Origin of the sequence: Pseudomonas sp. RIT288 (assembly GCF_000631985.1) — a bacterium.
GTDB lineage: Bacteria > Pseudomonadota > Gammaproteobacteria > Pseudomonadales > Pseudomonadaceae > Aquipseudomonas.
Map to the genome: position 1 here is coordinate 114,512 of NZ_JFYN01000007.1, position 25,317 is coordinate 139,828.

Below are 25,317 nucleotides of genomic sequence, written 5' to 3' on the forward strand. Positions count from 1 at the left end.
CAGGCTCACTCCTACAGTTATTCCGTTCAGGCCAGAACGGGCAGGGCGCCCATCTTGCCGTGGCAATACACCAGCGGCCCGGTGTGCTGCTCCGGGACGATCAGATTCTTCACCGCGCCGACCATGATCGCGTGGTCGCCACCTTCGTATTCGCGCCACAACTCACACTCGATGATAGCCGTCGCGTTGGCCAGGATCGGGTTGCCCAGCTCGCTCAACGTCCACTCGATGCCTTGTGCCTTGTCCTTGCCTTTACGGGCGAAGGCGTAGGCTTCGCTCTGTTGGCCACCGGACAGGACGTGGATCGCGAAGCGCTTGTTCTTGATCAGCACAGGGTAGGAGTCGGAACTGTAGTTGGGGCAGAACAGCACCAGCGCCGGGTCCATCGACAGTGAACTGAAGGCGCTGGCGGTGAGGCCGACGATCTGGCCGTCATCGTCCAGCGTGGTGATAACAGTGACGCCGGACGGAAACGAGCCCATGACTTGTTTGTAGATGGCAGCATCGATCATTGGACGGTCCTCGGGTGTTGTGACGCGATTTTTATGTATTTGTTGGTCTGATGGTATACCAGTATTTTTTCTTTGCAAGGGCTTTTAGGCTGAACCGATAAACGTGGTGCTTTCGTCGGAAACTCAGCGTTTATTGGGCTTTAGGCTGGCCTGCAGGCCGCAGTATCAGTGAGGATGGCGGATCAGATCGCGCCGCAAACTACGGATCAGTCTTGTGAAATGTTTGGAATACCATAATATGGTCTGCATCTGAGGGGCGGCCACAGAGTCCCCCCGGTTTGGCTTCATACAAAGATAAGAACAGACAAACTCGAGTTCATGCATATGTCCCAGATGTCCTGGCAAGATCCGTTGATCGAGAATCACACGGTCGACTACGTCCCACTCGCGGAACGCCACGGGAAGGCCCGCGACCTTTTCACCTTATGGTTCAGCACCAACATCGCGCCACTGCCCATCGTCACCGGCGCCATGGTGGTTCAGGTGTTCCATCTCGACTTGCTCTGGGGGCTGCTGGCCATTGCGCTGGGGCACCTGATCGGCGGGGTGGTGATCGCTCTGGCGTCGGCGCAAGGTCCGCGCATGGGCATTCCGCAAATGGTTCAGAGTCGTGGCCAATTCGGGCGTTACGGCGCACTGCTGATCGTGTTCTTCGCGGCGCTGATCTACATCGGTTTTTTCATTTCCAACATCGTGCTTGCCGGTAAATCGATTGTCGGCATCGCACCGTCGGTACCGGCACCGCTGAGCATTCTGATCGGCGCACTGGCGGCCACGGCGATTGGCGTGATCGGCTACAACTTCATCCACACGCTGAACCGCATCGGCACCTGGGTGATGGGCAGTGCGTTGCTCGCCGGTTTCATCTACATCTTCGCCCACGACTTGCCGGTGGACTTCCTGACGCGCGGCAGCTTCAACCTGTCGGGCTGGCTGGCGACGGTGTCGCTGGGAATCATCTGGCAGATCAGCTTCTCGCCGTACGTGTCCGATTATTCGCGTTACCTGCCGGCGGATATCGGCATCGCCAAACCGTTCTGGGCCACTTATCTGGGCGCGACGCTGGGGACGATTCTGTCGTTCAGCTTTGGCGCCGTGGCGGTGCTGGCGACCCCGGAAGGCACCGAGGCGATGGCGGCGGTCAGGCAGTCCACCGGGTGGCTGGGGCCGATTCTGATGGTGCTGTTTTTGCTCAACATCATCAGCCATAACGCGCTGAATCTGTATGGCGCGGTGCTGTCGATCATCACCTCGATCCAGACATTCGCCAGTCAATGGACGCCGAGCATCAAGGTGCGTGTGCTGTTGTCGAGCGTGGTGCTGGCAGGTTGCTGCGTGGTGGCGCTGGGTGCCTCGGCAGATTTCATTTCGCAGTTCATCGGACTGATTCTGGCGTTGCTGCTGGTACTGGTGCCGTGGGCGTCGATCAATCTGATCGACTTCTACCTGATCAAGCGCGGCGCGTATGACATCAGCTCGATTTTCCGCGCGGACGGCGGCATTTACGGGCGCTTCAATCTGCACGCGATCATTGCCTACTTCATCGGGATCATTGTGCAACTGCCGTTCGCCAATACATCGCTGTACGTCGGGCCGTACGCCAATCTGGTCGACGGCGCCGATCTGTCGTGGCTGTTCGGCCTGGTGGTGACGGTGCCGTTGTATTACTGCCTCGCCACACGCGGGCAGACCCGGCAGAGCAGGGCGGCGCGGTTGAGTTATACCGACTGACTGATCATCAATAAAACCGTGGCGAGGGAGCTTGCTCCCGCTGGACTGCGGCAGCAGGCCTCTGCTTTTTTGAATCGAAGAGCGAGGTCCGCTGCGCGGCCCGGCGGGAGCAAGCTCCCTTGCCACAAGTGATGTTCGCCAAGCCCTTGTGCATTCCAGTGGTCATTCAAATTGGCCATTTCGATCCCCTTTTGGCCCATCCCCCACTGTGCCGCGACCGCGCGGTCGGCAAGAATCAAAGTCATAACGAAACGCTGGACTTTGCTTGCCCTTGGCTACCTTTACAGCCGCTGCCGTGTACAGAACATAAAAACCATCGATCTCACGTCGCAATCCGGGGAAACAACCATGGTCACGATGAAACGCATTCTGGGTGCCACCGTGTGTGGGCTGACGCTGCTGGCCAGCGCGGTACACGCCGAACAGCGCGAGCTGCGGGTGTACAACTGGGCGGATTACATTCTGCCGTCGGTGCCCAAGGATTTCGCCGCAAAGACCGGCATCAAAGTGACCTGGGACACCTTCGACACCAATGAATCGCTGGAAGCCAAGTTGCTCACCGGCAACTCCGGCTACGACCTGGTAGTACCGTCGAACCAGTTCATCGACACCCAGATCAAGGCCGGGGTGTTCCAGAAACTCGACAAGTCGAAACTGCCGAACTGGAGTCATCAGGATCCGGCGCTGCTCAAACTGCTCGACGCCAACGACCCCGGTAACCAGTACGGCGTGCCCTACATGTACGGCACGGTACTGATCGGTTTCAACCCGGCCAAAGTCAAGGCAGCGCTCGGCGACAACGCGCCGGTCGACAGCTGGGATCTGGTGTTCAAGCCGGAGAACATGGAGAAGCTCAAATCCTGCGGCGTAGCGATGCTCGATTCGCCGTCGGAAATTCTGCCGCTGGCCCTGCATTACCTCGGCCTCGACCCGAACAGCCAGAATCCGGCCGACTATGAAAAGGCCAAGGACCTGATGCTGAAGATTCGTCCGTACGTGACCTACTTCAACTCGGCCAAGTACATGACCGACATCGCCAATGGCGACATCTGCGTGGCCATCGGTTACTCCGGCAGCTTCTATCAGTTTGGCAACCGTGCGAAAGAAGCGGGCAACGGTGTGGTGGTCGACTGGCGTTTGCCGAAGGAAGGCGCGCCGATCTGGTTCGATACCTTCGCCATTCCGAAGAGCGCGAAGAATGTCGAAGAGGCCCACGAATTCCTCAACACCTTGCTCGATCCGAAAGTCATTGCGCCGATCAGCGACTTCCTTGGTTATCCGAACGTGAACAAGGACTCGATGCCGCTGGTGAACAAAGACATCACCGGCAACCCGAACCTGACGCCAACGCCTGAAGCCCTGAAAACCCTCTACGTCGTCCAGCCACTACCGCAGAAACTCGAACGCGTGCGCACTCGAGTGTGGACCAGCATCAAGTCCGACAAGTAACCGCACCCCCCTGTAGGAGCTGCCGAAGGCTGCGATCTGTTGATCTTGTTTTTCAGGATGCAAAGTCAAAAGATCGCAGCCTGCGGCCGCTCCTACAGGGATTGGGTTTGGTCTTCCTTGCGGGTGACGATCAGACTCAACACCACCGACCCCAGAATCACCCCGCCGACCACCGCCAGCGACCACTCCACCGGCATGTGAAACCACGGCATCAGCGTCATCTTGCCGCCGATGAATACCAGCACGATCGCCAGTCCGTACTTGAGTAGATGAAAGCGGTCGGCCATGTCTGCCAGCAGGAAGTACAGCGCCCGCAGGCCCATGATCGCGAAGATGTTCGAAGTGAAGACAATGAACGGATCGGTGGTGACTGCGAAGATCGCCGGGATGCTATCGACCGCAAACATCAGGTCGCTGGCCTCGATCAGCACCAATACCAGGAACATCGGCGTGGCCCAGCGCACGCCGTTCTGCAGCACGAAAAAGCGCTCGCCGTGAAATCCCTGAGTGATCCGCATGTGCCCGCGCACCCAGCGCAGCAGCGGGTTTTTGTCGAGGTCCGGTTGCTGCTCGGCGAACATCAGCATCTTGATCCCGGTGATGATCAGGAACACCCCGAAGGCATACAACAACCACTCGAACTGCGACACTAGCCACACCCCGGCGAAGATCATCGCCGCGCGCATCACGATCGCCCCGAGTACGCCGTACAGCAGCACCCGGCGCTGTAATTCCGGTGGCACGGCGAAGTAGCTGAAGATCATCACGAAGACGAACATGTTGTCGATCGACAGTGACTGCTCGATCAGATAACCGGTGAGGAACTCCAGCGTCTTGCGTTGGGCAATTTCGGCGCCGAACTCGCCGTGCAAATACCACCAGAGCAATCCGGCGAACGCCATGGCCAGTGCGCACCAGGCGATCACCCAACAGGACGCTTCCCGCACTGAAACACGGTGCGCCTTGCGTCCGCCGAAGACGAACAGGTCCAGTGCAAGCATGGCGAGAACGAAGACGATAAACGCGCCCCACATCCATGGTTCGCCGATATTGATGTTGGTGGTTGGCATGGCTGGCTCCCTGGCTTTTATTGAATTAGGGTCAGGCAGGGCCATGCTATCGGCGATTTTGGTTGTAAGAAAAATCGCTTATTTCTGAGAGACAGTTCGGGAATAACGAAGTGTCGCGATCAGGGAGGGGGGCAGCCACGACGGGCATTGAGACCTTTTGCGGTCTCAACCCCGCCGTTCCGATTACTTGCCGGCAGTCAACGCCGGAGTACGCGGCGGCACCTGACGCTTCGAACCGGTGGCTTCAAACGCCGAGGCCAGACGCAACAGGTTTGAGTCATCGTAGGCGCGACCGGCGAAGGTCAGGCCAACCGGCATGCCGATGTCGGCCATGATCCCCATCGGTACGGTGACAGTCGGCACGCCGAGGTGCCGGATCGCCAGGTTGCCGTTGGCGACCCAGATGCCATTGCTCCAGGCGATGTCTGCCGATTCCGGATTGATATCGGCATCTGCCGGGCCGACGTCGGCGTTGGTCGGGAACAGCACCGCGTCGAGTTTCAGCGTATCCATCCAGTCTTCGAGGTCGAGCTTGCGGGTCTTTTCCAGGCCGCGCAGGCCGTCCGGCAGGGTCGGGATCTGATCCCACGGGGTGATGCCGCGCTCGGCCATGCGCACGTATTCGTCCATGCCGGCGGCCAGATCACCTTCACGGTTGGGCAGGGTGCCCGGGTCGTGCGGGAAGATCTTCGGCCCGTCGACGTCGGCCAGTCGATTGAGCTTCGGATCGCCGTTGGCGCGCAGGAAATCGTCGAAGGCCCAGGCCGACAGATCCCACAGTTCGTGGTGCAGAAATTCCTTGGAGACGATGCCGCGATTGAACACGGTCGGTGCGCCGGGGCGGTCGCCCTCGCAGTTGGAGACCAGCGGGAAATCCACTTCGATGACTTCGGCGCCGGCCGCTTCCAGAGCGGCGCGGGCCTGTTTCCACAAATCGACCACCGAGGGGCGGGTGTTGATGCGCTGCCCGGTCGGGCCGCCGATACCCGGTGCTTCACTGGTGCCGGCTGCGGGGTCGGCGTTGATGTACATCTTCGGCACACCGAGGCGTTTGCCGGCCAGTGCATTGGGTTTCGCAGCCAGTTCGGCGTAGGAGGCCGGGCGCACCGAGGCAACGCTCGGGATCGGTACCCACGGCTGCAGGCGCCACAGATCGCCACGGGTGTCGGGGTCTTCGGCAACCACCACGTCGAGCACTTCGAGCAGGTCGGCCATGGTGCGGGCGTACGGCACCACCACGTCCATGGTCGGCGTCAGCGGCCAGTTGCCGCGCACCGAAATTACCCCGCGCGACGGCGTGTAGGCGCACAAACCGTTGTTCGACGCCGGGCCGCGACCGCTTGACCAGGTCTCCTCTGCCAGACCGAAGGCCGAGAAGCTCGCGGCGGTGGCGGTGCCGGCACCGTTGGACGAGCCGGAAGCAAACGGTGCAGTCAGATAAGCAGCGTTGTACGGGCTCTCGGCGCGACCATAGACGCCGCGCTGCATGCCGCCATTGGCCATCGGCGGCATGTTGGTCTTGCCCAGACAGATGGCCCCGGCAGCGCGCAGGCGTTCGATGGTGAAGGCGTCGCGATGCGCCACCAGATCGGCGAAGGCCGGGCTGCCCGAGGCGGCGGTCAGACCCTTGACCAGATAGCTGTCCTTGGCGGTGTAAGGGATACCATCGAGCGGGCCGAGGGTTTCGCCCTTGGCCCGGCGCGCGTCGGACGCCTGCGCTTCGGCCAGTGCTTGGGGATTGCGCACCACCACGGCATTCAATGCGGTGGCGGTGTTCGGGCCGTCGTAGGCGTCGATCCGGGCCAGATAGGCCTGCACCAGTTCAACCGCGGTGGTCTGGCCGGCGTCGAGCGCCGCGCGTAATTGAGCAATGGAGACTTCAGTGACTTCGATCATGCTGTTACCGCCGACAGGTTCGCTAAAGGGGTGGGTCATTATGGTTATCGTCGAAACGTGTGAAGAATTACCGATGGGCGAAACTCTACCCTGAACTTAGTCGAATGGCATGTTCTAATTCGATAAATATCGACAAAATTCAACGAAAAAACTCGCCCGGGGTCTCGCCAAACTGTTGCCGGAATGCCGCGATGAACGCCGAGGTCGAGTCATAACCGCAGGCCAGAGCCACGTCGGTGACCCGTTCGCCGCGTTCCAGCGGGGTCAGCGCACCCAACAGACGCAAGCGCTGGCGCCAGGCGCGGAAGGTCAGCCCGGTGTCGCGTAGAAACAGGCGGCTGAGGGTTTTCTCGGTGACACCGAATTTTTCGCTCCAGTGCTGCAGAGTCGTCTGCTGTTCCGGATGTTGCTCCAGGCTTTGATAGATCTGCCGCAGACGGCTGTCCTGCGGCAGCGGCAGCATCAGGTCGATCTGCGGCGCGTCGGCCAATTGATCGAGGATCACCTGGGCCAACCGGCCATGCGCGCCGCTCTCGTTGTATTCCACCGGAACCAGACTGAACGCGCGGATCAGCTCGCGCAACAGGTCGCTGACGCCCAGCACATGACAGCGCTCAAGCGCCCAGCCGGCCACGCTGCAATCGATATACAAACTGCGCATTTCGGTGTGTGGCGAGCTGAACACTCGGTGCGGCACGCCCGCCGGAATCCACACTGCGCGCTCCGGTGGCGCGACGAAACGTCCGGCGCTGGTCTGTACTTCGAGCACGCCTTGAATCGCGTACGACAATTGCACCCACGGGTGGCTGTGACGCCGGGTCAGTGCGCGATTGGGCAGCGATTCGGTGCGCCCGTACAGCGGACGCGGCAGGCTGGGTAGCCCGGGAATGCTGCGCCGGAAGCTTTTCTCATGTCCTTTGGGCGGCATCTGTTGGCTCTTCGGCGTTAGTCGGTAATTTCTACTCACGTTAGAGTCGCAATCACGTACTGGCAACCCCGGATGAGCAAACCCATGACCCGCCCAAGATTCCTGCCCGATAACTTCACCCTGACCCTGATCGGCGTCGTGCTGCTGGCCAGTTTTCTGCCGGCCAGCGGGCAGGTCGCGGTCGGGTTCGGCTGGCTGACCAACATCGCCATCGCGCTGCTGTTCTTCCTCCACGGCGCCAAACTGTCGCGTGAATCGATCATCGCCGGCGCCGGGCACTGGCGCCTGCACCTGTTGGTGTTCGGCCTGACCTTTGTGCTGTTCCCGATCCTTGGGCTGGCGCTGAAACCGCTGCTGTCGCCGCTGATTGGCGACAAGCTGTACATGGGCATGCTGTATCTCTGCGCGCTGCCGGCCACCGTGCAGTCGGCGATTGCCTTCACCTCGCTGGCCCGAGGCAATATCCCGGCGGCGATCTGCAGTGCGGCGGCGTCGAGTCTGTTCGGGATTTTCCTCACGCCGTTGCTGGTGACGCTGCTGTTGGATGTGCACGGTGACGGCGGTTCGACCCTCGATGCGATTGTGAAGATCAGTGTGCAATTGCTGCTGCCGTTCATTGCCGGACAGATCGCTCGGCGCTGGATCGGCGCGTGGGTGGGGCGCAACAAGAACTGGTTGAAGTTTGTCGATCAGGGTTCGATTCTGCTGGTGGTGTACGGCGCGTTCAGCGAGGCGGTCAACGAGAGCATCTGGCATCAGATTCCAGTCGTTGATCTGCTGGGGCTGGTGGTGGTCTGCTGCATCCTGCTGGCGCTGGTGCTGTTGGCGTCGACCTTGCTCGGTAAGGCGTTTGGCTTCAGCCAGGAAGACCGCATTACCATTCTGTTCTGCGGCTCGAAGAAGAGCCTGGCCACCGGCGTGCCGATGGCGCAGGTGCTGTTTGCAGGCGGCACGATTGGCGTGTTGATCTTGCCGCTGATGCTGTTCCATCAGATTCAATTGATGGTCTGTGCGGTGCTGGCGCAGCGTTATGCCAAGCGTCCGGAATCGGTGCCGGAGTTGATGGCGCAGGTAGATCCATAAACACCGCATTCCCTGTAGGAGCTGCCGCAGGCTGCGATCTTTTGATCTTGAAAGATCGCAGCCTGCGGCAGCTCCTACAGGGGATGTGTCAATCCTGCGTAACGTGTTTCGGGCCGGCCAGTGCCCAGGCAATCAGGCCAAACAGCGGCAGGAACACGATGGCGATAATCCATACGCCTTTGTTGCTGCCTTTGCCTGCGCTCTTGCGCACGCGGTTGATCGCCCACAATTCGATGATCACAAGAACGACGGCGAGTACGATCCAGACGGGTTCAATTTGCATGGGCTACCTCCTGATGGTCTTTCAGTTAGGTGAGCCCAAGCGCGCAGGGTTCATTTAAATTGCGCCACTGCCTCCCGAATATTTCACCGCAGCGGCCGCCCGCGACGGCACATTGAGCGTGCGCAGCAACGACGACACATGGATGCGCACGGTGAACGGCGAAATATCCAGTTCCCGGGCAATCTCTTTGTTGGTCTTGCCTTGGGCGATCAGCCGCAACACATCCTGCTGACGCGGTGTGAGGGCGGTGCCGGTCTCCAGCGGCAGCAGCCCGGAAGGGGCGAACCTGACCAGCACTTCGCCTTCGCGGATCGCCAGAATCGCCTCGCCGATCTCATCCGGGGCGATGTTCTTGCCGATGAAACCATCGATGCCGGCCGCCATCACTTCGCCGATCAACGCCTCGTCGTCGACCATCGACACCACAATCAGCGTGGTGCGCGGCAGTTTTCGGCGCAGCTCGGCGAGTTGGCTGATGCAGGTCAGGCCGGGAAAGCGCAGGTCGAGAATCAGCGTGTCCGGCTCGCTGCCGTCGGGCAGCAAGGCCAGCACGGCGTCGAGCTCGCCGGCCTCCTCGATGGTCGCCTCGGGCAGCAGGCGCTGTACGGTGCGCAGCATGGCCTCGCGAAACAGCGGGTGATCGTCGGCTATGATGATGCGGCATGTCATGACGTGATCCTCCCTGGATCAGCGTGGCTTACGGCATGCACCTTAGCACCGCAAACGCAGATTGCCTGCCGACCGTTGCTGAATCTGACGACTGTCGCACAAGGACGTTGCCCATGAAGTTCGAGAAAAACACCGAGCTGGATCAGGCCAATCTGCGCATCATCATCGCCAGCATTGCCATGGTTTACATCTGCGTGCTCGGTGTCTTGCCGGGGCAGCGCTTCGATACGTATCTGCCGGTGGTGGTCTACATCGCGCTGTTTCTGTTGGCGTCGATTGTCTTGCGCCAGGCCATCGCGCGCTGGCCCGGGCATTACCCGGCGCGGCGGATTTTCGCGATGATCCACGATTACACCGGCACCTGTTTCGGCCTGGTGCTCGGCGGTGAGGCGGCGTTGCCGCTGTACGCGGTGATCATCTGGGTCAACCTGGGCAACGGCATGCGCTATGGCTCGCGCTATCTGGCGATTGCCACCGGGTTGGCGCTGCTGGCGTTGCTGGCGGTGTATCGGTTGACGCCGGTGTGGCAGGCGCAACCGTATATGGTGCTGATGTTGATGCTCACCAGCACGGTGATTCCGTTCTACGCGCATTTGCTGCTGGAGCGCACGCGCAAGGCCTCTGAGGAGGCGGTTGCGGCCAATCTGGAGAAATCGCGGTTTCTCGCCCAGGCCAGCCATGATCTGCGCCAGCCGATTCACTCCATCGGTCTGTTCACGGCGTGCCTGCGTGAGTCGCGGCTGGGCGAGCAGGAGCGGCAACTGGTCGACAACATTGACCGTTCGCTGCTCAACGTCTCGCAGTTGTTCCGTTCGATTCTTGATCTCTACACCCTCGACAACGGGCGCATCCTGCCCAGATTGCAAGTGTTCAATCTCGGCGAGTGGCTGGCCGACCTGATCCGCCAGAACGCCGAGGCGGCGCGCTGGGCTGGCGTGGAGTTGCGTCTGCGCCCTTGCCGGCACTGGGTGCAAAGCGATCCGGCGTTGCTCGCGACCATGGTGCAGAACGTGCTTTCCAACTGCTTCAAGTACGGCGCGCAACGCCCGGTGCTGATCGGCGTGCGCAGACGCGGTACTGGGCTGGCCATCGTGATTTATGACCGCGGCAACGGCATTGCCGAGGAGCATTTGCCGAAGGTCTTCGAGGAGTTTTATCGGGTGCGTCAGGTGCGCGACAAGGACGTGGAAGGCGTCGGCCTCGGTTTGTCGATCGTCAAGCGTCTGGGGCAGTTGATCGGCGTCCATGTTGCGTTGCGCTCGCAGCTTGGGCGCGGCACGGCGGTCACGCTGTATGGCTTGCCGGTGGCCGTGGCGCCGCAGGTGCCGGCCATGCGTGACGATGTGCGGCAGGCCGGCCTGTTGACCGGACTGAAGGTGTGCCTGGTGGAGGATGATCGCAACGTCTTGCTGGCAACGTCGGCGCTGCTCGAGCGCTGGGGCTGCGTGGTGCAGGGCGAGTTGAGCGGGCAGGGTCTGGTCACCGATTGCGACATCATCGTCGCCGATTACGATCTGGGTACGCATTCCACGGGCATCGAGTGCATTGACGAGGTGCGGCGCCAGCGTGGTTTTGCGGTGCCGGCGATGATCATCACCGGGCATGACATGGAAAAAATACAGGCGGCCTTGCACGACCGCCAAATTGCCATCCTGTCCAAACCGGTACGCCCGGCCGAGCTGCGCGCGACCTTGCGCAGCCTGCGCGACCGGCAAACCGAGCCGGCCGAGCAGGTTTGACTCAACGCTTGCAGAGGTAGTCTTGAGTGATGGTGGTTTGCAGGCAGTTGTACTGGCCCATGGTGCGGCAGATGTTTTTCTCGGAGCCGGTCACCTCGGCATTCTTGTAGCCCCAGGTCTTGCAGCGCTCTGAGGCGACGGTCAGGCCTTGTGCGGCGCTGGTCTGGCCGCTTTCAAACTGGCCCAGTTCATACGAGACCTGAACCACGCCGTCGTTCTTGCTGCCACCGGTGGCTTCCCACTGTTTGGGCGTGGCGCAGCCCGTCAGGGCGAGGGCGGTGAGGGTGAGAGTTGCGAGCAGGGTTTTCATGATGAAACGTCGTCCTTTACCGGAGAAAATCAATTACTGAACGGGGATCGGTGAGGCGCCTTTGGGCAGGCACGACAGCGGCGGGGTCATGATGCCCATGCTCGCCACGGCGATAATCGCGCCGCTGGGCAACTCGCAGTTGTACTCGCCGGCCGGGGTGTACGCGGTGTAGTAGGTGAGGGTGCTGTCGCTGCGGATGTTGTCGATTTTCGACACCGGCTTGCCGATGACTGTCTGGGCGCGTTCTTTCATGCTGGCTTCGGTGGGTTTGGCGGTCTGGCAGCCGCTGGCGCCAAGCAGCAGAGCGCTGACGATGGCCACTTTGCACAGGTTGGAATGCAGTTTCATGGTGTTTCTTCCTTGGTGTTGTTCTGATTTCCAGGCACAACGATCCCGCGCACTGCACAGCGGCAATGTTGGGGAGCATCGGGGGTTGCGAGGGAATATAACGCCGGGTGGCAGGGCGGTCGATTAGCACAAATGTGCTAGTGCGGCGGAGAGAGAGGCGACCCAGTGGGTCGCCCCGCGCCGATTACTGAGGGGAGTTGAACTGGTCGGAATAGCTGCCGGTCATCAGCGCCGAAGCGACGCGATCAGAACCGACGCCGACGCGTGAGTAGGCATAGCGATTGGCGCCGACCTTGTCGGTGCCATCGGAAGCGACGGTATTGGCGCCGACGTGATCGGAGCCATCGGAGGCGACTGCACCAGCGCCGACGTGATCGGAGCCATCGGAGGCGACTGCGCCAGCGCCAACGTGATCGGAGCCATCGGAGGCGACTGCGCCAGCGCCGACGTGATCGGAGCCATCGGAAGCGACTGCACCAGCGCCGACGTGATCAGAGCCATCAGAGGCGACTGCACCAGCACCAACGTGATCCGAACCGTCCGAGGCCACAGCGCCGGCTCCGACATGATCCGAACCATCAGAGGCCACCGCCTGCGGCTGCGCTGCCCAAACCGTTGGCAACATCACGGTCGCCGCGACCACAAGGATGGCGCCTGATAAAAGCGTGTGTTTCATGATTTTCTCCACGACCCATCAGCCACACAGCATTCCGTTGGCCCGGGGTTGACCTGATTGGCGATTGGCACGGGCGCACGGTAACGCGCACGGGTGTCGACGTATTGCATGAAATCGCGAAAGCGAGCTGAAAAGTATAGATCGTCAAACACGGGCCATGGGTGGCCGGGGGAGCAAGCGATAGTCGGTTAACTTCCTTGCGCAGGGTCGCTAGAAGAAAATCAGTCTAAAAACACCGCCCGGGGCTCGACGGCTTTTGCTAGCCTCAAAGGTGTAGGCGAAGACGCAGACTGATGCGCAAGCGGATAGCAAGGGGACGTGGGGCGCGTTCCGAAGGGTACACGGTTAGAAAGATCTCCGCGCTGAGATCCAGCCCTTATGCCGTGTGAGGCAGCAAAGCACCGCTCTTTTTCCATGGTTGCTTTTGTACTGTGAGAGGCCCGATAAACCTTGTAAGCCAGAGACCAGCACTGGCCGCCTGCACGAACACCAAAGCCCGCATTGCTGCGGGCTTTGTCGTTGTTGCAGGATCAGATTTTCGTCAGCGCGTACGCCAGATCGGCGCGCAGGTCTTCGAGGTCTTCGACCCCCACCGACAGACGCACCAGGCCATCGCCGATGCCCAGTTTGGCGCGGGTTTCAGCTGGAATGGTCGCGTGGGTCATGATCGCCGGGTGCTCGATCAGGCTTTCGACGCCGCCCAGGCTTTCGGCCAGGGCAAAGATCTTCACGTTTTCCAGAAAGCGTCGTGCGCCCTCCAGATCACTGTTCAGATCCACCGAGATCATCCCGCCAAAACCATGCATCTGCCGCTTGGCCAGCTCATGCTGCGGATGCGACGGCAGGCCCGGATAGTAGACGCGTTTGACCTGCGGTTGCTGCTCCAGCCACTTGGCCAGCTCCAGCGCGTTGCTGCAATGACGCTCCATGCGCAGCGCCAGGGTTTTCACCCCGCGCAACGTCAGGAACGCATCGAACGGGCCGGAAATCGCACCGACCGCGTTCTGCAGGAAACCGAGTTTGTCCGCCAGTTCAGGGTTCTGCCCAACCACCGCGATCCCACCGATCACGTCGGAGTGACCGTTCAGGTACTTGGTGGTCGAGTGCAGCACGATGTCGAAACCCAGCTCCAGCGGCCGCTGAATGTACGGACTGGCAAAGGTGTTGTCGGCGACGCTGATGATCCCGTGTGCGCGGCAGATGCGCGCAATCGCGGCCAGATCCGACAGGCTCAGCAGCGGGTTGGTCGGCGACTCGACAATCACCAGGCGAGTGTCGTCCTGCAGCGCCGCTTCGAACGCCGACAGGTCAGTCAGATCGACGTAGCTGAAACGATGCCCGGCACTGCGTTGACGGACCTTGTCGAACAGGCGGAACGTGCCGCCGTACAGGTCATTGCCGGAGATCACGTGCGAACCGGCATCGATCAGTTCGAGCACGGTGGAAATCGTCGCCAGCCCGGAAGCGAAGGCGAATGCGCGGGTGCCACCTTCCAGATCCGCCACGCAACGCTCCAGCGCAAAACGCGTCGGGTTGTGCGAGCGCCCGTAGTCAAAGCCCTTGTGCACGCCGGGGCTGTCTTGCAGGTAAGTCGAGTTGGCGTAGATCGGCGGCATCAGCGCGCCAGTGGTTGGATCAGGCTCTTGCCCGGCGTGGATCACCCGGGTCGCGAAGCCTTGGGAATTCTTGTCGTGCTGACTCATGCGAGGGATCTCCGTAATTGGTTGAGCATGTCGGTGCGGGTGATCAGGCCGTGGAAGCCCGAGGCGTCGGCGATGATCGCCACGAGGCCGCGACTGAGCACCGCTTCCAGCTCGACGAGGTTGGCACCGGGGGCGAGGGTTTGCAGCTTGTCGGTCATCACGCTGGAGACCGATTGACTGAAGCGTGCGGCGTCTTCGTGCACCGCCAGCAGGATGTCGGATTCGTCGATCACACCGACCAGTTGTTTGCCTTCCACCAGCACCGGCAGTTGCGAGACATCGGCCAGGCGCATGCGCTGGAACGCGGTCAGCAGGGTGTCGTCGGGGCCGACGCTGATCACGCGGCCATCTTCGAAACGCCGGGCGATCAGGTCGCGCAGGTCGCCATAGCGTTTGCGCTGCAACAGGCCCTGATCGGTCATCCACTGGTCGTTGTAGACCTTCGACAGATAGCGCGTACCGGTGTCGCAGACGAAGCTGACCACGCGTTTCGGCTCGGTCTGTTCGCGGCAGTAACGCAGCGCGGCGGCGAGCAGGGTGCCGGTCGACGAGCCACCGAGAATGCCTTCGGCGCGCAGCAACTGGCGGGCGTGGTCGAAGCTTTCTTCGTCGCTGATCGAGTAGGCGTGGCGCACGCTGCTGAGGTCGGTGATCGATGGAATGAAATCTTCGCCGATGCCTTCCACCGCCCACGAACCGGGCGTCGGCATCGTGCCGTCGCGGCTGTACTGAGCCATCACCGAACCCACCGGGTCGGCGAGGATCATTTGCAGATCCGGCTGTACGCGTTTGAAGAAGCGGCTCAGCCCGGTCAGGGTGCCGGCGGAACCGACGCCGACCACGATCGCGTCCAGATCATGTTCGGTCTGCGCCCAGATCTCCGGCGCGGTGCTGCACTCGTGTGCCAGCGGGTTGGCGGGGTTGTTGAACTGGTCGGCGAAGAACGCGCCGGGAATGTCTTTCGCCAGTCGTGCGGCCACGTCCTGGTAATATTCGGGGTGACCCTTGCCGACATCGGAGCGGGTGATGTGCACTTCGGCGCCCATGGCTTTCAAGTGCAGGACTTTCTCGGTGGACATCTTGTCCGGGACTACCAGCACCACGCGGTAGCCTTTGGCGCGACCGACCAGCGCCAGGCCCAGACCGGTGTTGCCGGCGGTGGCCTCGACGATGGTGCCACCCGGTTGCAGGCGGCCATCGCGTTCAGCGGCATCGATCATCGCCAGACCGACGCGGTCCTTGATCGAGCCGCCGGGGTTTTGTGATTCCAGTTTGAGAAACAGTGTGCAGAGGCCGGTATCGAAGCGGGTAACTTGTACCAGCGGCGTATTGCCGATCAGCCCAAGTACGGCAGGGCGTGAATCCTTTGACATTTCTTCACCTCTTGTAGTGGTGTTGATCGCGTTCCATTCGCGGGGAAAAGCTCGCGTGCAACATAGGCTCAGACCTGATCCGTCGCAACCTTTAGTCGGCCGCAGATACAGCCATTTCGATCTAACCATAGAACAGAATCGCAGACTGCAAGGGCCCGGTTTCAGAGGGTTTACATCAAGGCGCCATTGAGTATTCAAAGGGCGTCGCAAGCGCCCCTCACCGCTTGATCTGCGGATGAATATCCTGCAGGGCAAACGGTGTTTTCAGCGGGCATACAGCTGACATCTGATCATGAGGAAAATTTGTGATCATCAAGATCAAAATGAGTTTGTCTCACTAGCGCTCGATCCCGACAATGGCCGCCATCAACAAGACATTGGAGTTGTTTGTCATGGCACTGGCCCATTCCCTCGGATTTCCGCGCATCGGTCGCGACCGCGAACTGAAAAAAGCGCAAGAGGCGTTCTGGAAAGGAGAGCTGAACGAGGCCGGCCTGCGTGATGTTGGCCGCGAGCTGCGCAAGGCTCACTGGGCGCTGCAGAAGGACGCCGGCATCGAGCTGCTGCCGGTGGGCGATTTCGCCTGGTATGACCAGGTGCTGACCCACTCGCTGATGTTCGGGGTGACCCCCGAGCGTTTCCGTCCGCAAGACGGCAAAGCCAGCCTGCAGACCCTGTTCGGCATGGCCCGTGGCGTCAGCGACAGCTGTTGCGGCGGTGCGCACGCCCAGGAAATGACCAAGTGGTTTGACACCAACTACCACTACCTGGTCCCGGAATTCAGCGTTGATCAACAGTTCCAGCTCGGTTGGGAACAGTTGTTCGAAGAAGTCGAAGAAGCCCGCGCTCTGGGGCATAACGTCAAACCGGTGATCATTGGCCCACTGACTTATCTGTGGCTGGGCAAGGCCAAAGGTGCCGAGTTCGACAAGCTGGAACTGCTTGATCGCCTGCTGCCGCTGTACGGGCAGATCTTCGCGCGGCTTGCCGCCCTTGGCGTGGAATGGGTACAGATCGACGAGCCGATTCTGGTGCTCGACCTGCCGCAGGAATGGAAGAACGCTTTCGAGCGTGCCTACAACCAGATCCAGCGCGATCCGCTGAAGAAACTGCTCGCCACCTACTTCGGTGGTCTGGAAGAAAACCTCGGGCTGGCCGCCAATCTGCCGGTCGACGGTTTGCACATCGATCTGGTGCGCGCAGCGGAACAGTACCCGACCATCCTTGATCGCCTGCCGGCCTACAAAGTGCTGTCGCTGGGTGTGGTCAATGGCCGCAATGTCTGGCGCTGCGATCTGGAAAACGCGCTGGCGACGTTGCAGCATGCGCATGAACGTCTGGGTGATCGGCTGTGGGTCGCGCCGTCCTGCTCGCTGCTGCACAGCCCGGTGGATCTGAACCGCGAAGACCAGCTCGATGCCGAGCTGAAAAGCTGGTTGGCGTTTGCCGTGCAGAAGTGCGAAGAAGTCGCCGTGCTGGCTCAGGCCGTTAATCACCCGGAGGCGCCGAAAGTGTTGCGGGCCTTGACCCAAAGTCGCTCGGTACAGACCAGCCGTGCCGCCTCGCCACGTATTCACAAACCGGCAGTGCAGGCTCGTGTGGCGGCCATTAACGCGCAGGACAGCCAGCGCCAGTCGCTGTTTACCCAACGTATCGCCAAACAGCGCGCCGGCCTCGATCTGCCACTGTTCCCGACCACCACGATCGGTTCGTTTCCGCAAACTGCGTCGATCCGGCTGGCGCGTCAGTCGTTCAAGCAAGGCAAACTGAGCGAGGCCGAATACACCGAAGCCATGTACAGCGAAATCCGTCACGCCGTGCACATCCAGGAGCAACTGGGTCTTGATGTGTTGGTGCACGGAGAAGCCGAGCGCAACGACATGGTCGAGTACTTCGCCGAGCAACTCGACGGCTACGTGTTTACCCGTTTCGGTTGGGTGCAGAGCTACGGTTCGCGCTGCGTGAAACCGGCGGTGATCTTCGGTGATTTGAGTCGTCCGCAAGCCATGACCGTGGACTGGATTCGCTACGCGCAAGGCCTGACCGACAAGGTGATGAAAGGCATGCTGACCGGCCCGGTGACCATGCTGATGTGGTCGTTCCCCCGCGAAGACGTCTCCCGTGAAGTGCAGGCGCGGCAACTGGCGCTGGCGATCCGTGATGAAGTGGTGGATCTGGAAGCCGCCGGGATCAGGATCGTGCAGATCGACGAGGCCGCATTCCGTGAAGGCTTGCCGCTGCGCCGCGCGCAATGGCAGCACTATCTGGACTGGGCCACTGAAGTGTTCCGCCTGTGCGCCTGCGGTGTGCGTGACGAAACCCAGATCCACACCCACATGTGCTACAGCGAGTTCAACGATGTGATCGAGTCCATCGCGGCGATGGATGCCGACGTGATCACCATCGAAACCTCGCGCTCGGACATGGAACTGCTCGATGCCTTCGAAGCCTTCGACTACCCGAACGAGATCGGCCCTGGCGTCTACGACATCCACTCGCAGCGGGTGCCGGATGCTTCGGAGATGGCCAACTTGCTGCGCAAGGCCGCCCAGCGGATTCCGCCAGAGCGGTTGTGGGTCAACCCGGATTGCGGACTGAAAACCCGTGGTTGGCCGGAGACTGAAGCGGCGCTGGTGCACATGGTTGCCGCTGCCCGGCAACTGCGCAAAGAACTGGCCTGAGAAGATAACTCAAAACCCGGTGGGAGCGAGCCTGCTCGCGAAGGCGGCGTGTCAGTCGAATAATGTTTCTCTGATACACCGCTTTCGCGAGCAGGCTCGCTCCCACAATGGGTTCAGTGATCGGTCAGTGACGGCTCATCAGTCCATGCAGCACGCCTAAGCGCAAACCCGGTTCCGACGGCACCATCTGCGAAATGCCGAACACCTTGAACGCCGCCAGCATCAACACCAAACCGCCGGGCAAAATGCTCTGGCGGTGTGGCTGCAAGCCTGCGAGCTTCAATTGCTGAACGTTCTTCACCTTCAGCAGCAACAGCGACAGACGCAACAGTCCGCCATAGGTAATGCCGTCCTGGCCGAAATCGTTCAAGCGATTGGCCTTGAGCACTTTCGCCAGCATCCGCGCCGTGCCGGAGGATCCGATGGTCTGTTGCCAGCCCTGCGCGCGATAGCGGCGGGCGACTTTCTCGAATTGCAGGATCGCCACGCGCTCGGCTTCCTGTAGTGCACCGGGAGCAATGTGCCCGTCGGAGAAGTAGCGCGCGCCCAGCGTACCGCTGCCGATGGCGATGCTTTCGGTGAGCAGTGGCTGCGAACCCTGGCCCAGAATCAGCTCGGTGGAACCACCGCCGATGTCGACCACCAGCCGCATGTCCTCCGCGCTCGGCAGAGAATGGGCGACGCCGGCATACACCAGTTGCGCCTCCTCATGGCCGGAGATGACGTCGATGCGAAACCCCAGATGGCGTTCGGCACTGTGCAGAAACAACTGCGCATTGTCGGCCTCGCGCACCGCGCTGGTCGCCACTGCCCGCACCTTGCCGGCCTCGAACCCGCGCAGTTTCCTGCCGAACCGCGCCAGCGCCTGCCAGCCTCGATCCAGCGCCATTTCGTCAAGAGCACCGCCGTCGAAGCCCTCGGCCAGACGCACCGGTTCACGCAGGGTTTGGACTTCCTGAATCATGAAGCCTTTTCGACTGCGAACCGACTGGCCGATCATCAGGCGAAACGCATTCGAGCCCAGGTCGATGGCGGCAAACAGCGAGGCGTCTACTTTCATGGGGATCCCTGCAAAACATCCGTCGAAGGCTCAAGACGGTTTGCGAGGATTCTGCGATGCGGTTGATGACATCCTGATGACGGGGCAGGGGAGGTTCAGTGAATTGTCGGCTGTCATGACACTGTCATTATTCGACGTCTATCCTGAACCCAATACATCGCGTGTTCTTAAAGTTTTTGCTGCCTCTTTTGGCAGCTTTTTTTTGCCTGAAATTCGGCATGCCCCCCCAAACCAACACCACATCCTGTAGGAGCTGCCGCAGGCTGCGATCTTTTGATTTTGTTTTTGAAGATCAAAAGATCGCAGCCTGCGGCAGCTCCTACAGGGTTATGTGAGTAGGTTTGCGGAGTGTATTTGCAATTCTTAGTGAGGGTTGGCTAATATACGATCCATATACACTTCGTATCGGATTCGCATATGGGTATCGTAAAAATTTCAGAAGACATGCACGAGAACCTGCGCATCTCCAGCAATGCACTCAGTCGCTCGATCAACGCGCAGGCCGAGCACTGGATGCGCATCGGCATGCTCGCCGAGCTGCACCCCAACCTCGACCACAGTGCCATTTGCCGCTTGCTGATCCGCGCCGAACAGAACGGCGGGCTGGATCTGCATCAACTGACTCAGGAAGCCGTCAGCGCATGAGAAACCAGATCAAGATAAACACCCCCGGCGAAATCGCCCAGTCCCGTGCTGCCGGCAAGCTGGCCGCCGAAGTGCTGGCAATGCTGGTGCCGCATGTGAAGGCCGGGGTGACTACCGATGAGCTGGATCGGTTGTGCAACGATTACATCGTCAACGTGCAGAAAGCCATTCCGGCCAACGTCGGTTATCACGGGTTTCCGAAAACCGTCTGCGCTTCGGTCAACGACGTGGTGTGCCACGGCATCCCGTCGGGCACACCGCTGAAAGACGGCGACATCGTCAACCTCGACATCGCGGTGATCAAGGACGGCTGGTTCGGCGACACCAGCCGCATGTACGTGGTCGGTGAGGCGACGCCTGAGGCACAGCACCTGATCAAGACCACCTACGATGCGATGTGTGCCGGCATTCGCACGGTGCGTCCGGGCGCGACACTGGGTGATATCGGCCATGCGATCCAGAGCCTGGCGGAGAAGGAAGGTTTCAGCGTGGTGCGTGAGTATTGCGGGCATGGCATCGGCAAGGTTTACCACGATGAACCGCAGATCCTGCATTACGGTTTTCCCAATCAGGGCATGAAGCTCAAGGCGGGGATGATCTTCACCGTCGAGCCGATGCTCAATGCCGGCAAACGCCATGTGAAGAACATGCCGGATGGCTGGACCGTGCTGACCAAGGATGGCTCGCTGTCGGCGCAATGGGAGCATATGGTCGCGGTGACCGACACCGGTTTCGAAATCCTCACCGCCTGGCCGGACGAGATCGAAGGTTTCACCCCGATCGTCTAGCGCCACCAAACCTCTGTGGGAGCGAGCCTGCTCGCGAAGAGGCCATGTCAGTCAACATCAACATTGAACGACACACCGCATTCGCGAGCAGGCTCGCTCCCACCGTTGAAATGCAATCTCATGCAGCCTGCGGCAGCGCCTACAAGGGTTCTCAGTGGGAACCGGCGGCTTTGTTAAGGTCGCTTTCAGCCCATTCGGTGTAGACGCAGGCATCCGCCGTAGCCCAGCGCACTCGCACCGGGTCGCCAGCCTTGAGCGGCATTCCCGCCGCCGACAGCGCTTTCACCGTCATCGAAGTACCGCCCGAAGTCACCACGCTGCAGGTCAGGCTCTCGCCAAGAAACAACACCTCCACCACCTGCGCCGACACCTCGTTCCAGCCCGCTGCCAGCGGCTCGTCGTTCGCCTGCTGCACGCTCAACGCTACAGCCTTTTCCGGCCGCACCATCAGCAGCACGTCCTGATCGGGGTGCAAGCTGGCGGTCAGGCGAATCGACAACGACTGCCCCTCGAAACTCGCCGCCGCATTGCCTTGGGCCTTGAGCTTGAGGAAGTTCGAATTGCCGAGGAACGACGCGACAAACGCGTTCGGCGGATTCTGATACAGGTCATAACCGCTGCCCAGACCGACAATCTTGCCGTGACTGAAAATCGCGATGCGCTGCGACAGGCGCATGGCTTCTTCCTGATCGTGGGTCACGTAGACGATGGTGATGCCCAGGCGCCGATGCAGTTGGCGCAGTTCATCCTGCAGGTCTTCACGCAGTTTTTTGTCCAGTGCACCGAGGGGTTCGTCCATCAACAGGATGCGTGGCTCATAGACCAGCGCCCGGGCGATGGCAACGCGTTGCTGCTGGCCGCCAGAGAGTTGCGAAGGGCGGCGATGAGCGAATTGTTCGAGCTGCACCAGTTTCAGCATCGCATCGACACGCTTGTCACGTTCGGCGGCGGCGAGTTTGCGGATCGCCAGCGGGAAGGCGATGTTGTCGCGCACCGACAAATGCGGGAACAACGAATAACGCTGGAACACCATGCCGATGTCGCGCTTGTGCGGCGGCACGTTGACCAGCGACTGACCGTTGACCAGGATCTCGCCGCTGCTTGGGGTTTCGAACCCGGCGAGCATCGACAGCGTGGTGCTTTTGCCCGAGCCGCTGGAGCCGAGGAAGGTCATGAACTCGCCGTCCTTGATGTCCAGCGAGATGTTGTCGACGGCGGCAAAGTCGCCGTAGTGCTTGTTCAGATTGCGCAGGCTGACCAGGGGTTTGTCGTTCTGCTGGGATGCGTCTTTGATCACGGCACTCATGTCGTACTCCTGGGCGCTCAGGCGCTGATTTCGTTGCGCCGGCGCAGCGCGGCGGCGATCACCATGACCAATACCGACAGGCCGATCAGCAGCGTCGAAGCGACGGCGATCACCGGGGTCAGGTCCTGGCGCAGGGTGGTCCACATTTTCACGGGAAGGGTTTGCAGGGTCGGGCTGGCCATCATCACGCTCAGCACCACTTCGTCCCACGAAACCAGAAAGGCGAAGAGGGCGCCGGCAACCATGCCCGGACGGATCGCCGGGAACGTCACCTTGAACACCGCTTGCAGGCGTGAGGCGCCGCAGATCACCGCCGCGTCTTCAATCGACTGATCGAACAGCTTCAGCGAGTTGATGATCGAGATGATGGTGAACGGCAACGCGACGATCACATGGCTGACCACAAACGCGAACATGGTCCCGGTGTAACCGAGCTTGAGAAACAGCGCGTACACCGCCACCGCGATGATCACCAGCGGCACGATCATCGGCAGGGTGAACAGGCCGTAGAGCATTTCCCGACCGGGGAAGCGCCCGCGCACCAGGGCGAAGGCAGTGGGCAAACCAAGGGCCACTGCGCAGATCGTGGTCAGCACGGCGACCTTGAGGCTGGCCGCGGCAGCGTTCATCCAGTCGGCGTTGGAGAAAAACTGGCCGTACCATTTCAGTGTCCAGCCCGGCGGCGGGAACACCAGCCACTGCGACGAACCGAACGACAACAGCACGATGAAGACGATCGGCAACAGCAGGAACAGGCCGATCAAACCGGTGGTGGCGTAGAGCCCGAAACGCATCCGCCGGCTCATGGCATTGGGAGTCAGGAGCATCTCGGCTTACCTCGCATTGCTGGCGCCAACCGGGGATTCCGGCTGAAGCTTCAGGTAGAAGTAGAACAGCACCAGCGTGATCGCGATCAGCAACGCGGCGCCGGCACTGGCCAGGCCCCAGTTGAGGAACGATTGCACCTGCTGAATGATGAACTCCGGCAGCATCATGTTCTGCGCCCCGCCGAGCAGCGCCGGGGTGACGTAGTAACCGAGCGACATCACGAACACCATCAACCCGCCGGACGCCAGGCCCGGCCGGCACAGCGGCAGGAACACCCGGAAGAAGTTGGTCCACGGGCTGGCGCCGCAGATCGAGCCGGCCTGCAGGATCATCGGGTCGATGGCCTGCATGGTCGCCTGCAACGGCAGCACGATGAACGGGATCATGATGTAGCTCATGCCGATCACCACGCCGGTCAGGTTGTGCACCATTTCCAGTGGCTGATCGATGATCCCCAGCGCCATCAGCGCCTTGTTGATCACCCCCGAGGCCTGCAGCAATACCAGCCACGAATAGGTGCGGGCGAGCAGGCTGGTCCACATCGACAGCAGCACGATGTTGAGGATCCAGCGGCCCCAGCCGCGCGGCACCAGAGTGATCGCCCAGGCCAGCGGAAAGCCCAGCAACAGGCTGAAAATCGTCACCAGCCCGGCCACCGAAAAGGTGTTGAGCAGCACCCGTGCATACGCCGAGTTGGCGAACAGTTGTTCATAGTTGCCAAGGCCCGGGGTCGGTTCGAGCACGCCGCGCAACAGCAGGCCAATCAACGGCGCGAGAAAGAACAGGCCGAGGAACAGCAGTGCCGGGACCAGGTTGCCGGCGCCGCGCCAGCGTTGTCTGAAGGTGGGGGTCGAGCCGGCAGCGCCCGTGGCGCTCCCGGTCACCGTTGCAGGACGGGGCGCAGCGGCCGCCATTTTCATTTGACCAGCCATTCGTTCCACCGTGTCGCGATGGCTTGACCGTTCTTGGCCCAGTACGCGAAATCAAGAGTGATCTGATCCTTGGCGTAGGCCGTCGGCAGGTTCGGGGCCAGCACCGAGTCCAGGCGCGCCACGCTGTCGACGTTGACCGGGGCGTAGGCAGTCAGGTTGGAGAAGTCGGCCTGGCCTTTGGCACTGCTGGCGTTGGCCAGGAACTTCATCGCCGCGTCCTTGTTTTTCGAGCCCTTTGGAATCACCAGGATGTCGGCCATGACCAGGTTCTGTTTCCAGCTCACGCCGACTGGCGCGCCGTCTTCCTGCAGGGCGTGAATCCGGCCGTTCCAGAACTGGCCCATGCTCGCTTCACCGGAGGCCAGCAGTTGCTGCGACTGCGCGCCGCCGCCCCACCAGACGATGTCTTTCTTGATGGTGTCGAGTTTCTTGAAGGCGCGATCCAGATCCAGCGGGTAGAGCTTGTCAGCCGCTACGCCGTCGGCCAGCAGCGCCAGTTCGAGCACGCCGGGGCTTGGCCATTTGTACAGGGCGCGTTTGCCAGGGTAGGTCTTGGTGTCGAACAGCGCGGTCCAGTCTTGCGGCTTGGCAGCGCCGAGCTTGCCTTCGTTGTAGCCGAGGACGAAGGAGAAGAAGAACGAGCCGACGCCGTAATCGCTGACGAAACGCGGGTCGATCTTGTCGCGCTGGATGACGTTGAAGTCGAGGGGTTCGAGCAGACCCTCGGCGGCGGCGCGCAGGGCGAAATCGGCTTCAACATCGACCACGTCCCACTGCACGTTGCCGCTTTCGACCATGGCCTTGAGTTTGCCGTAGTCGGTCGGGCCGTCCTGCACCACAGTGATGCCGCTGGCCTTGCTGAACGGATCGGCCCAGGCCTGTTTCTGTGCATCCTGGGTGCTACCGCCCCAGCTGACGAAGTTCACGCTTTCGGCGGCCATTGCAGCCTGGCCGGTCACGCTCAGCAGTCCCGCAAAAAGGATTGCGGTTGCAGCTTTGTTCAACACCATTTTTACGCCCTCATTGTTGTGTTTTTGAGCGGGCTTGCGTTGTTGCCCGCCTGTCGGGAGCAGTAGCCGGAAGGTTTTTCAGGTCGTCCGGTCTATGGAATATCATATTATGGTATTCCAAGCTTTGTGCAAGCACTTTGCCTTACCGGTTATCTGGCGAACGTGCTTTTTGTGAGCTCGGGTGAATCAATTTGAAGTGCAAAACCCTGTAGGAGTGAGCCTGCTCGCGATAGCGGTGTGACGTTCAGCGATGATGTTGGCTGATCCACCGCTATCGCGAGCAGGCTCACTCCTACA

23 protein-coding genes are annotated in these 25,317 nt (G+C 61.0%); 7 read left to right on the top strand and 16 right to left on the bottom strand.

Annotated features, from left to right (window positions below):
* Positions 1 to 26: 26 nt before the first annotated feature.
* Positions 27 to 512 carry a flavin reductase family protein gene (locus BW33_RS08680; RefSeq protein ID WP_003225754.1) on the bottom strand — a complete coding sequence of 162 codons (486 nt, stop codon included), beginning with the start codon at positions 510 to 512 and terminating at the stop codon, positions 27 to 29.
* Between the two features lie 324 nt (positions 513 to 836).
* Between BW33_RS08680 and BW33_RS08685 the strand changes: the two genes are divergently transcribed.
* The gene (locus tag BW33_RS08685; RefSeq protein WP_047598362.1) at positions 837 to 2,243 is read left to right on the top strand and encodes a purine-cytosine permease family protein; all 1,407 of its coding nucleotides are present in this window, start codon (positions 837 to 839) and stop codon (positions 2,241 to 2,243) included.
* Between the two features lie 348 nt (positions 2,244 to 2,591).
* Positions 2,592 to 3,692 (top strand): polyamine ABC transporter substrate-binding protein, encoded by a 1,101-nt coding sequence (locus BW33_RS08695; RefSeq protein WP_047598364.1) that lies wholly within the window; start codon positions 2,592 to 2,594, stop codon positions 3,690 to 3,692.
* Positions 3,693 to 3,784: 92 nt separating this feature from the next.
* Here the strand turns inward: BW33_RS08695 and BW33_RS08700 are convergent, their stop codons facing one another.
* The 3 genes from BW33_RS08700 to BW33_RS08710 form a co-directional block, all read right to left on the bottom strand.
* Positions 3,785 to 4,762 (bottom strand): TerC family protein, encoded by a 978-nt coding sequence (locus tag BW33_RS08700; protein WP_047598365.1) that lies wholly within the window; start codon positions 4,760 to 4,762, stop codon positions 3,785 to 3,787.
* A gap of 183 nt (positions 4,763 to 4,945) precedes the next feature.
* Positions 4,946 to 6,658, bottom strand: a complete 1,713-nt coding sequence (locus tag BW33_RS08705) for an amidase (RefSeq protein WP_177327470.1) — start codon at positions 6,656 to 6,658, stop codon at positions 4,946 to 4,948.
* 139 nt (positions 6,659 to 6,797) lie between these two features.
* Positions 6,798 to 7,586, bottom strand: coding sequence for an AraC family transcriptional regulator (locus tag BW33_RS08710; RefSeq protein WP_047598367.1), 789 nt, complete (start codon positions 7,584 to 7,586; stop codon positions 6,798 to 6,800).
* An 84-nt stretch (positions 7,587 to 7,670) separates the two neighbouring features.
* Here BW33_RS08710 and BW33_RS08715 point away from each other — a divergent pair, with 84 nt between their 5' ends.
* The gene (locus BW33_RS08715) at positions 7,671 to 8,669 is read left to right on the top strand and encodes a bile acid:sodium symporter family protein (RefSeq protein WP_047598368.1); all 999 of its coding nucleotides are present in this window, start codon (positions 7,671 to 7,673) and stop codon (positions 8,667 to 8,669) included.
* A gap of 88 nt (positions 8,670 to 8,757) precedes the next feature.
* Here the strand turns inward: BW33_RS08715 and BW33_RS08720 are convergent, their stop codons facing one another.
* Complete coding sequence (locus BW33_RS08720) at positions 8,758 to 8,952, bottom strand: PLDc N-terminal domain-containing protein (RefSeq protein ID WP_041062599.1); 195 nt, start codon at positions 8,950 to 8,952, stop codon at positions 8,758 to 8,760.
* A 54-nt stretch (positions 8,953 to 9,006) separates the two neighbouring features.
* On the bottom strand, positions 9,007 to 9,621 hold the full coding sequence (locus BW33_RS08725; protein WP_047598370.1) for a LuxR C-terminal-related transcriptional regulator: 615 nt from the start codon (positions 9,619 to 9,621) through the stop codon (positions 9,007 to 9,009).
* Positions 9,622 to 9,734: 113 nt separating this feature from the next.
* Between BW33_RS08725 and BW33_RS08730 the strand changes: the two genes are divergently transcribed.
* Positions 9,735 to 11,360, top strand: coding sequence for an ATP-binding response regulator (locus tag BW33_RS08730; protein ID WP_047598371.1), 1,626 nt, complete (start codon positions 9,735 to 9,737; stop codon positions 11,358 to 11,360).
* A 1-nt stretch (position 11,361) separates the two neighbouring features.
* Here the strand turns inward: BW33_RS08730 and yecR are convergent, their stop codons facing one another.
* From yecR to BW33_RS08755, 5 genes are all read right to left on the bottom strand, one after another.
* On the bottom strand, positions 11,362 to 11,670 hold the full coding sequence (gene yecR / locus BW33_RS08735; protein WP_047598372.1) for a YecR family lipoprotein: 309 nt from the start codon (positions 11,668 to 11,670) through the stop codon (positions 11,362 to 11,364).
* A gap of 33 nt (positions 11,671 to 11,703) precedes the next feature.
* Entirely contained in the window at positions 11,704 to 12,018 is a 315-nt protein-coding gene (locus BW33_RS08740; RefSeq protein ID WP_007965731.1) for a hypothetical protein, read from the bottom strand.
* A 184-nt stretch (positions 12,019 to 12,202) separates the two neighbouring features.
* Entirely contained in the window at positions 12,203 to 12,694 is a 492-nt protein-coding gene (locus tag BW33_RS08745) for a phage infection protein (RefSeq protein WP_236645206.1), read from the bottom strand.
* A 530-nt stretch (positions 12,695 to 13,224) separates the two neighbouring features.
* A complete protein-coding gene (locus tag BW33_RS08750; protein ID WP_047598373.1) occupies positions 13,225 to 14,397 on the bottom strand; it encodes a cystathionine gamma-synthase in 1,173 nt (390 codons plus the stop codon).
* Entirely contained in the window at positions 14,394 to 15,770 is a 1,377-nt protein-coding gene (locus BW33_RS08755) for a pyridoxal-phosphate dependent enzyme (protein WP_047598374.1), read from the bottom strand. The genes BW33_RS08750 and BW33_RS08755 overlap by 4 nt, the downstream gene beginning before the upstream one ends.
* A 392-nt stretch (positions 15,771 to 16,162) precedes the next feature.
* Between BW33_RS08755 and metE the strand changes: the two genes are divergently transcribed.
* Positions 16,163 to 18,451 carry a 5-methyltetrahydropteroyltriglutamate--homocysteine S-methyltransferase gene (metE, locus tag BW33_RS08760; RefSeq protein WP_047598442.1) on the top strand — a complete coding sequence of 763 codons (2,289 nt, stop codon included), beginning with the start codon at positions 16,163 to 16,165 and terminating at the stop codon, positions 18,449 to 18,451.
* Positions 18,452 to 18,575: 124 nt separating this feature from the next.
* Here the strand turns inward: metE and BW33_RS08765 are convergent, their stop codons facing one another.
* Positions 18,576 to 19,511, bottom strand: a complete 936-nt coding sequence (locus BW33_RS08765; RefSeq protein ID WP_047598375.1) for a Ppx/GppA family phosphatase — start codon at positions 19,509 to 19,511, stop codon at positions 18,576 to 18,578.
* Positions 19,512 to 19,928: 417 nt separating this feature from the next.
* On the opposite strand from BW33_RS08765, the gene BW33_RS08770 reads away from it, so the two are divergent.
* Both BW33_RS08770 and map read left to right on the top strand, forming a co-directional pair.
* Positions 19,929 to 20,156 carry a ParD-like family protein gene (locus BW33_RS08770; RefSeq protein WP_003225727.1) on the top strand — a complete coding sequence of 76 codons (228 nt, stop codon included), beginning with the start codon at positions 19,929 to 19,931 and terminating at the stop codon, positions 20,154 to 20,156.
* Positions 20,153 to 20,944, top strand: a complete 792-nt coding sequence (gene map, locus BW33_RS08775; RefSeq protein WP_047598376.1) for a type I methionyl aminopeptidase — start codon at positions 20,153 to 20,155, stop codon at positions 20,942 to 20,944. Before BW33_RS08770 ends, map begins: the two co-directional genes overlap by 4 nt.
* Positions 20,945 to 21,095: 151 nt before the next feature.
* On the opposite strand, the gene BW33_RS08780 is transcribed toward map, so the two are convergent.
* From BW33_RS08780 to BW33_RS08795, 4 genes are read right to left on the bottom strand one after another with little or no spacing between them, the layout of a single operon-like run.
* The gene (locus tag BW33_RS08780; RefSeq protein WP_047598377.1) at positions 21,096 to 22,250 is read right to left on the bottom strand and encodes an ABC transporter ATP-binding protein; all 1,155 of its coding nucleotides are present in this window, start codon (positions 22,248 to 22,250) and stop codon (positions 21,096 to 21,098) included.
* A 17-nt stretch (positions 22,251 to 22,267) separates the two neighbouring features.
* On the bottom strand, positions 22,268 to 23,077 hold the full coding sequence (locus BW33_RS08785) for an ABC transporter permease (protein ID WP_025111627.1): 810 nt from the start codon (positions 23,075 to 23,077) through the stop codon (positions 22,268 to 22,270).
* A gap of 6 nt (positions 23,078 to 23,083) precedes the next feature.
* Positions 23,084 to 23,998 carry an ABC transporter permease gene (locus BW33_RS08790; protein ID WP_047598378.1) on the bottom strand — a complete coding sequence of 305 codons (915 nt, stop codon included), beginning with the start codon at positions 23,996 to 23,998 and terminating at the stop codon, positions 23,084 to 23,086.
* On the bottom strand, positions 23,995 to 25,020 hold the full coding sequence (locus BW33_RS08795) for an ABC transporter substrate-binding protein (protein WP_047598379.1): 1,026 nt from the start codon (positions 25,018 to 25,020) through the stop codon (positions 23,995 to 23,997). The genes BW33_RS08790 and BW33_RS08795 overlap by 4 nt, the downstream gene beginning before the upstream one ends.
* Positions 25,021 to 25,317 lie beyond the last annotated feature (297 nt).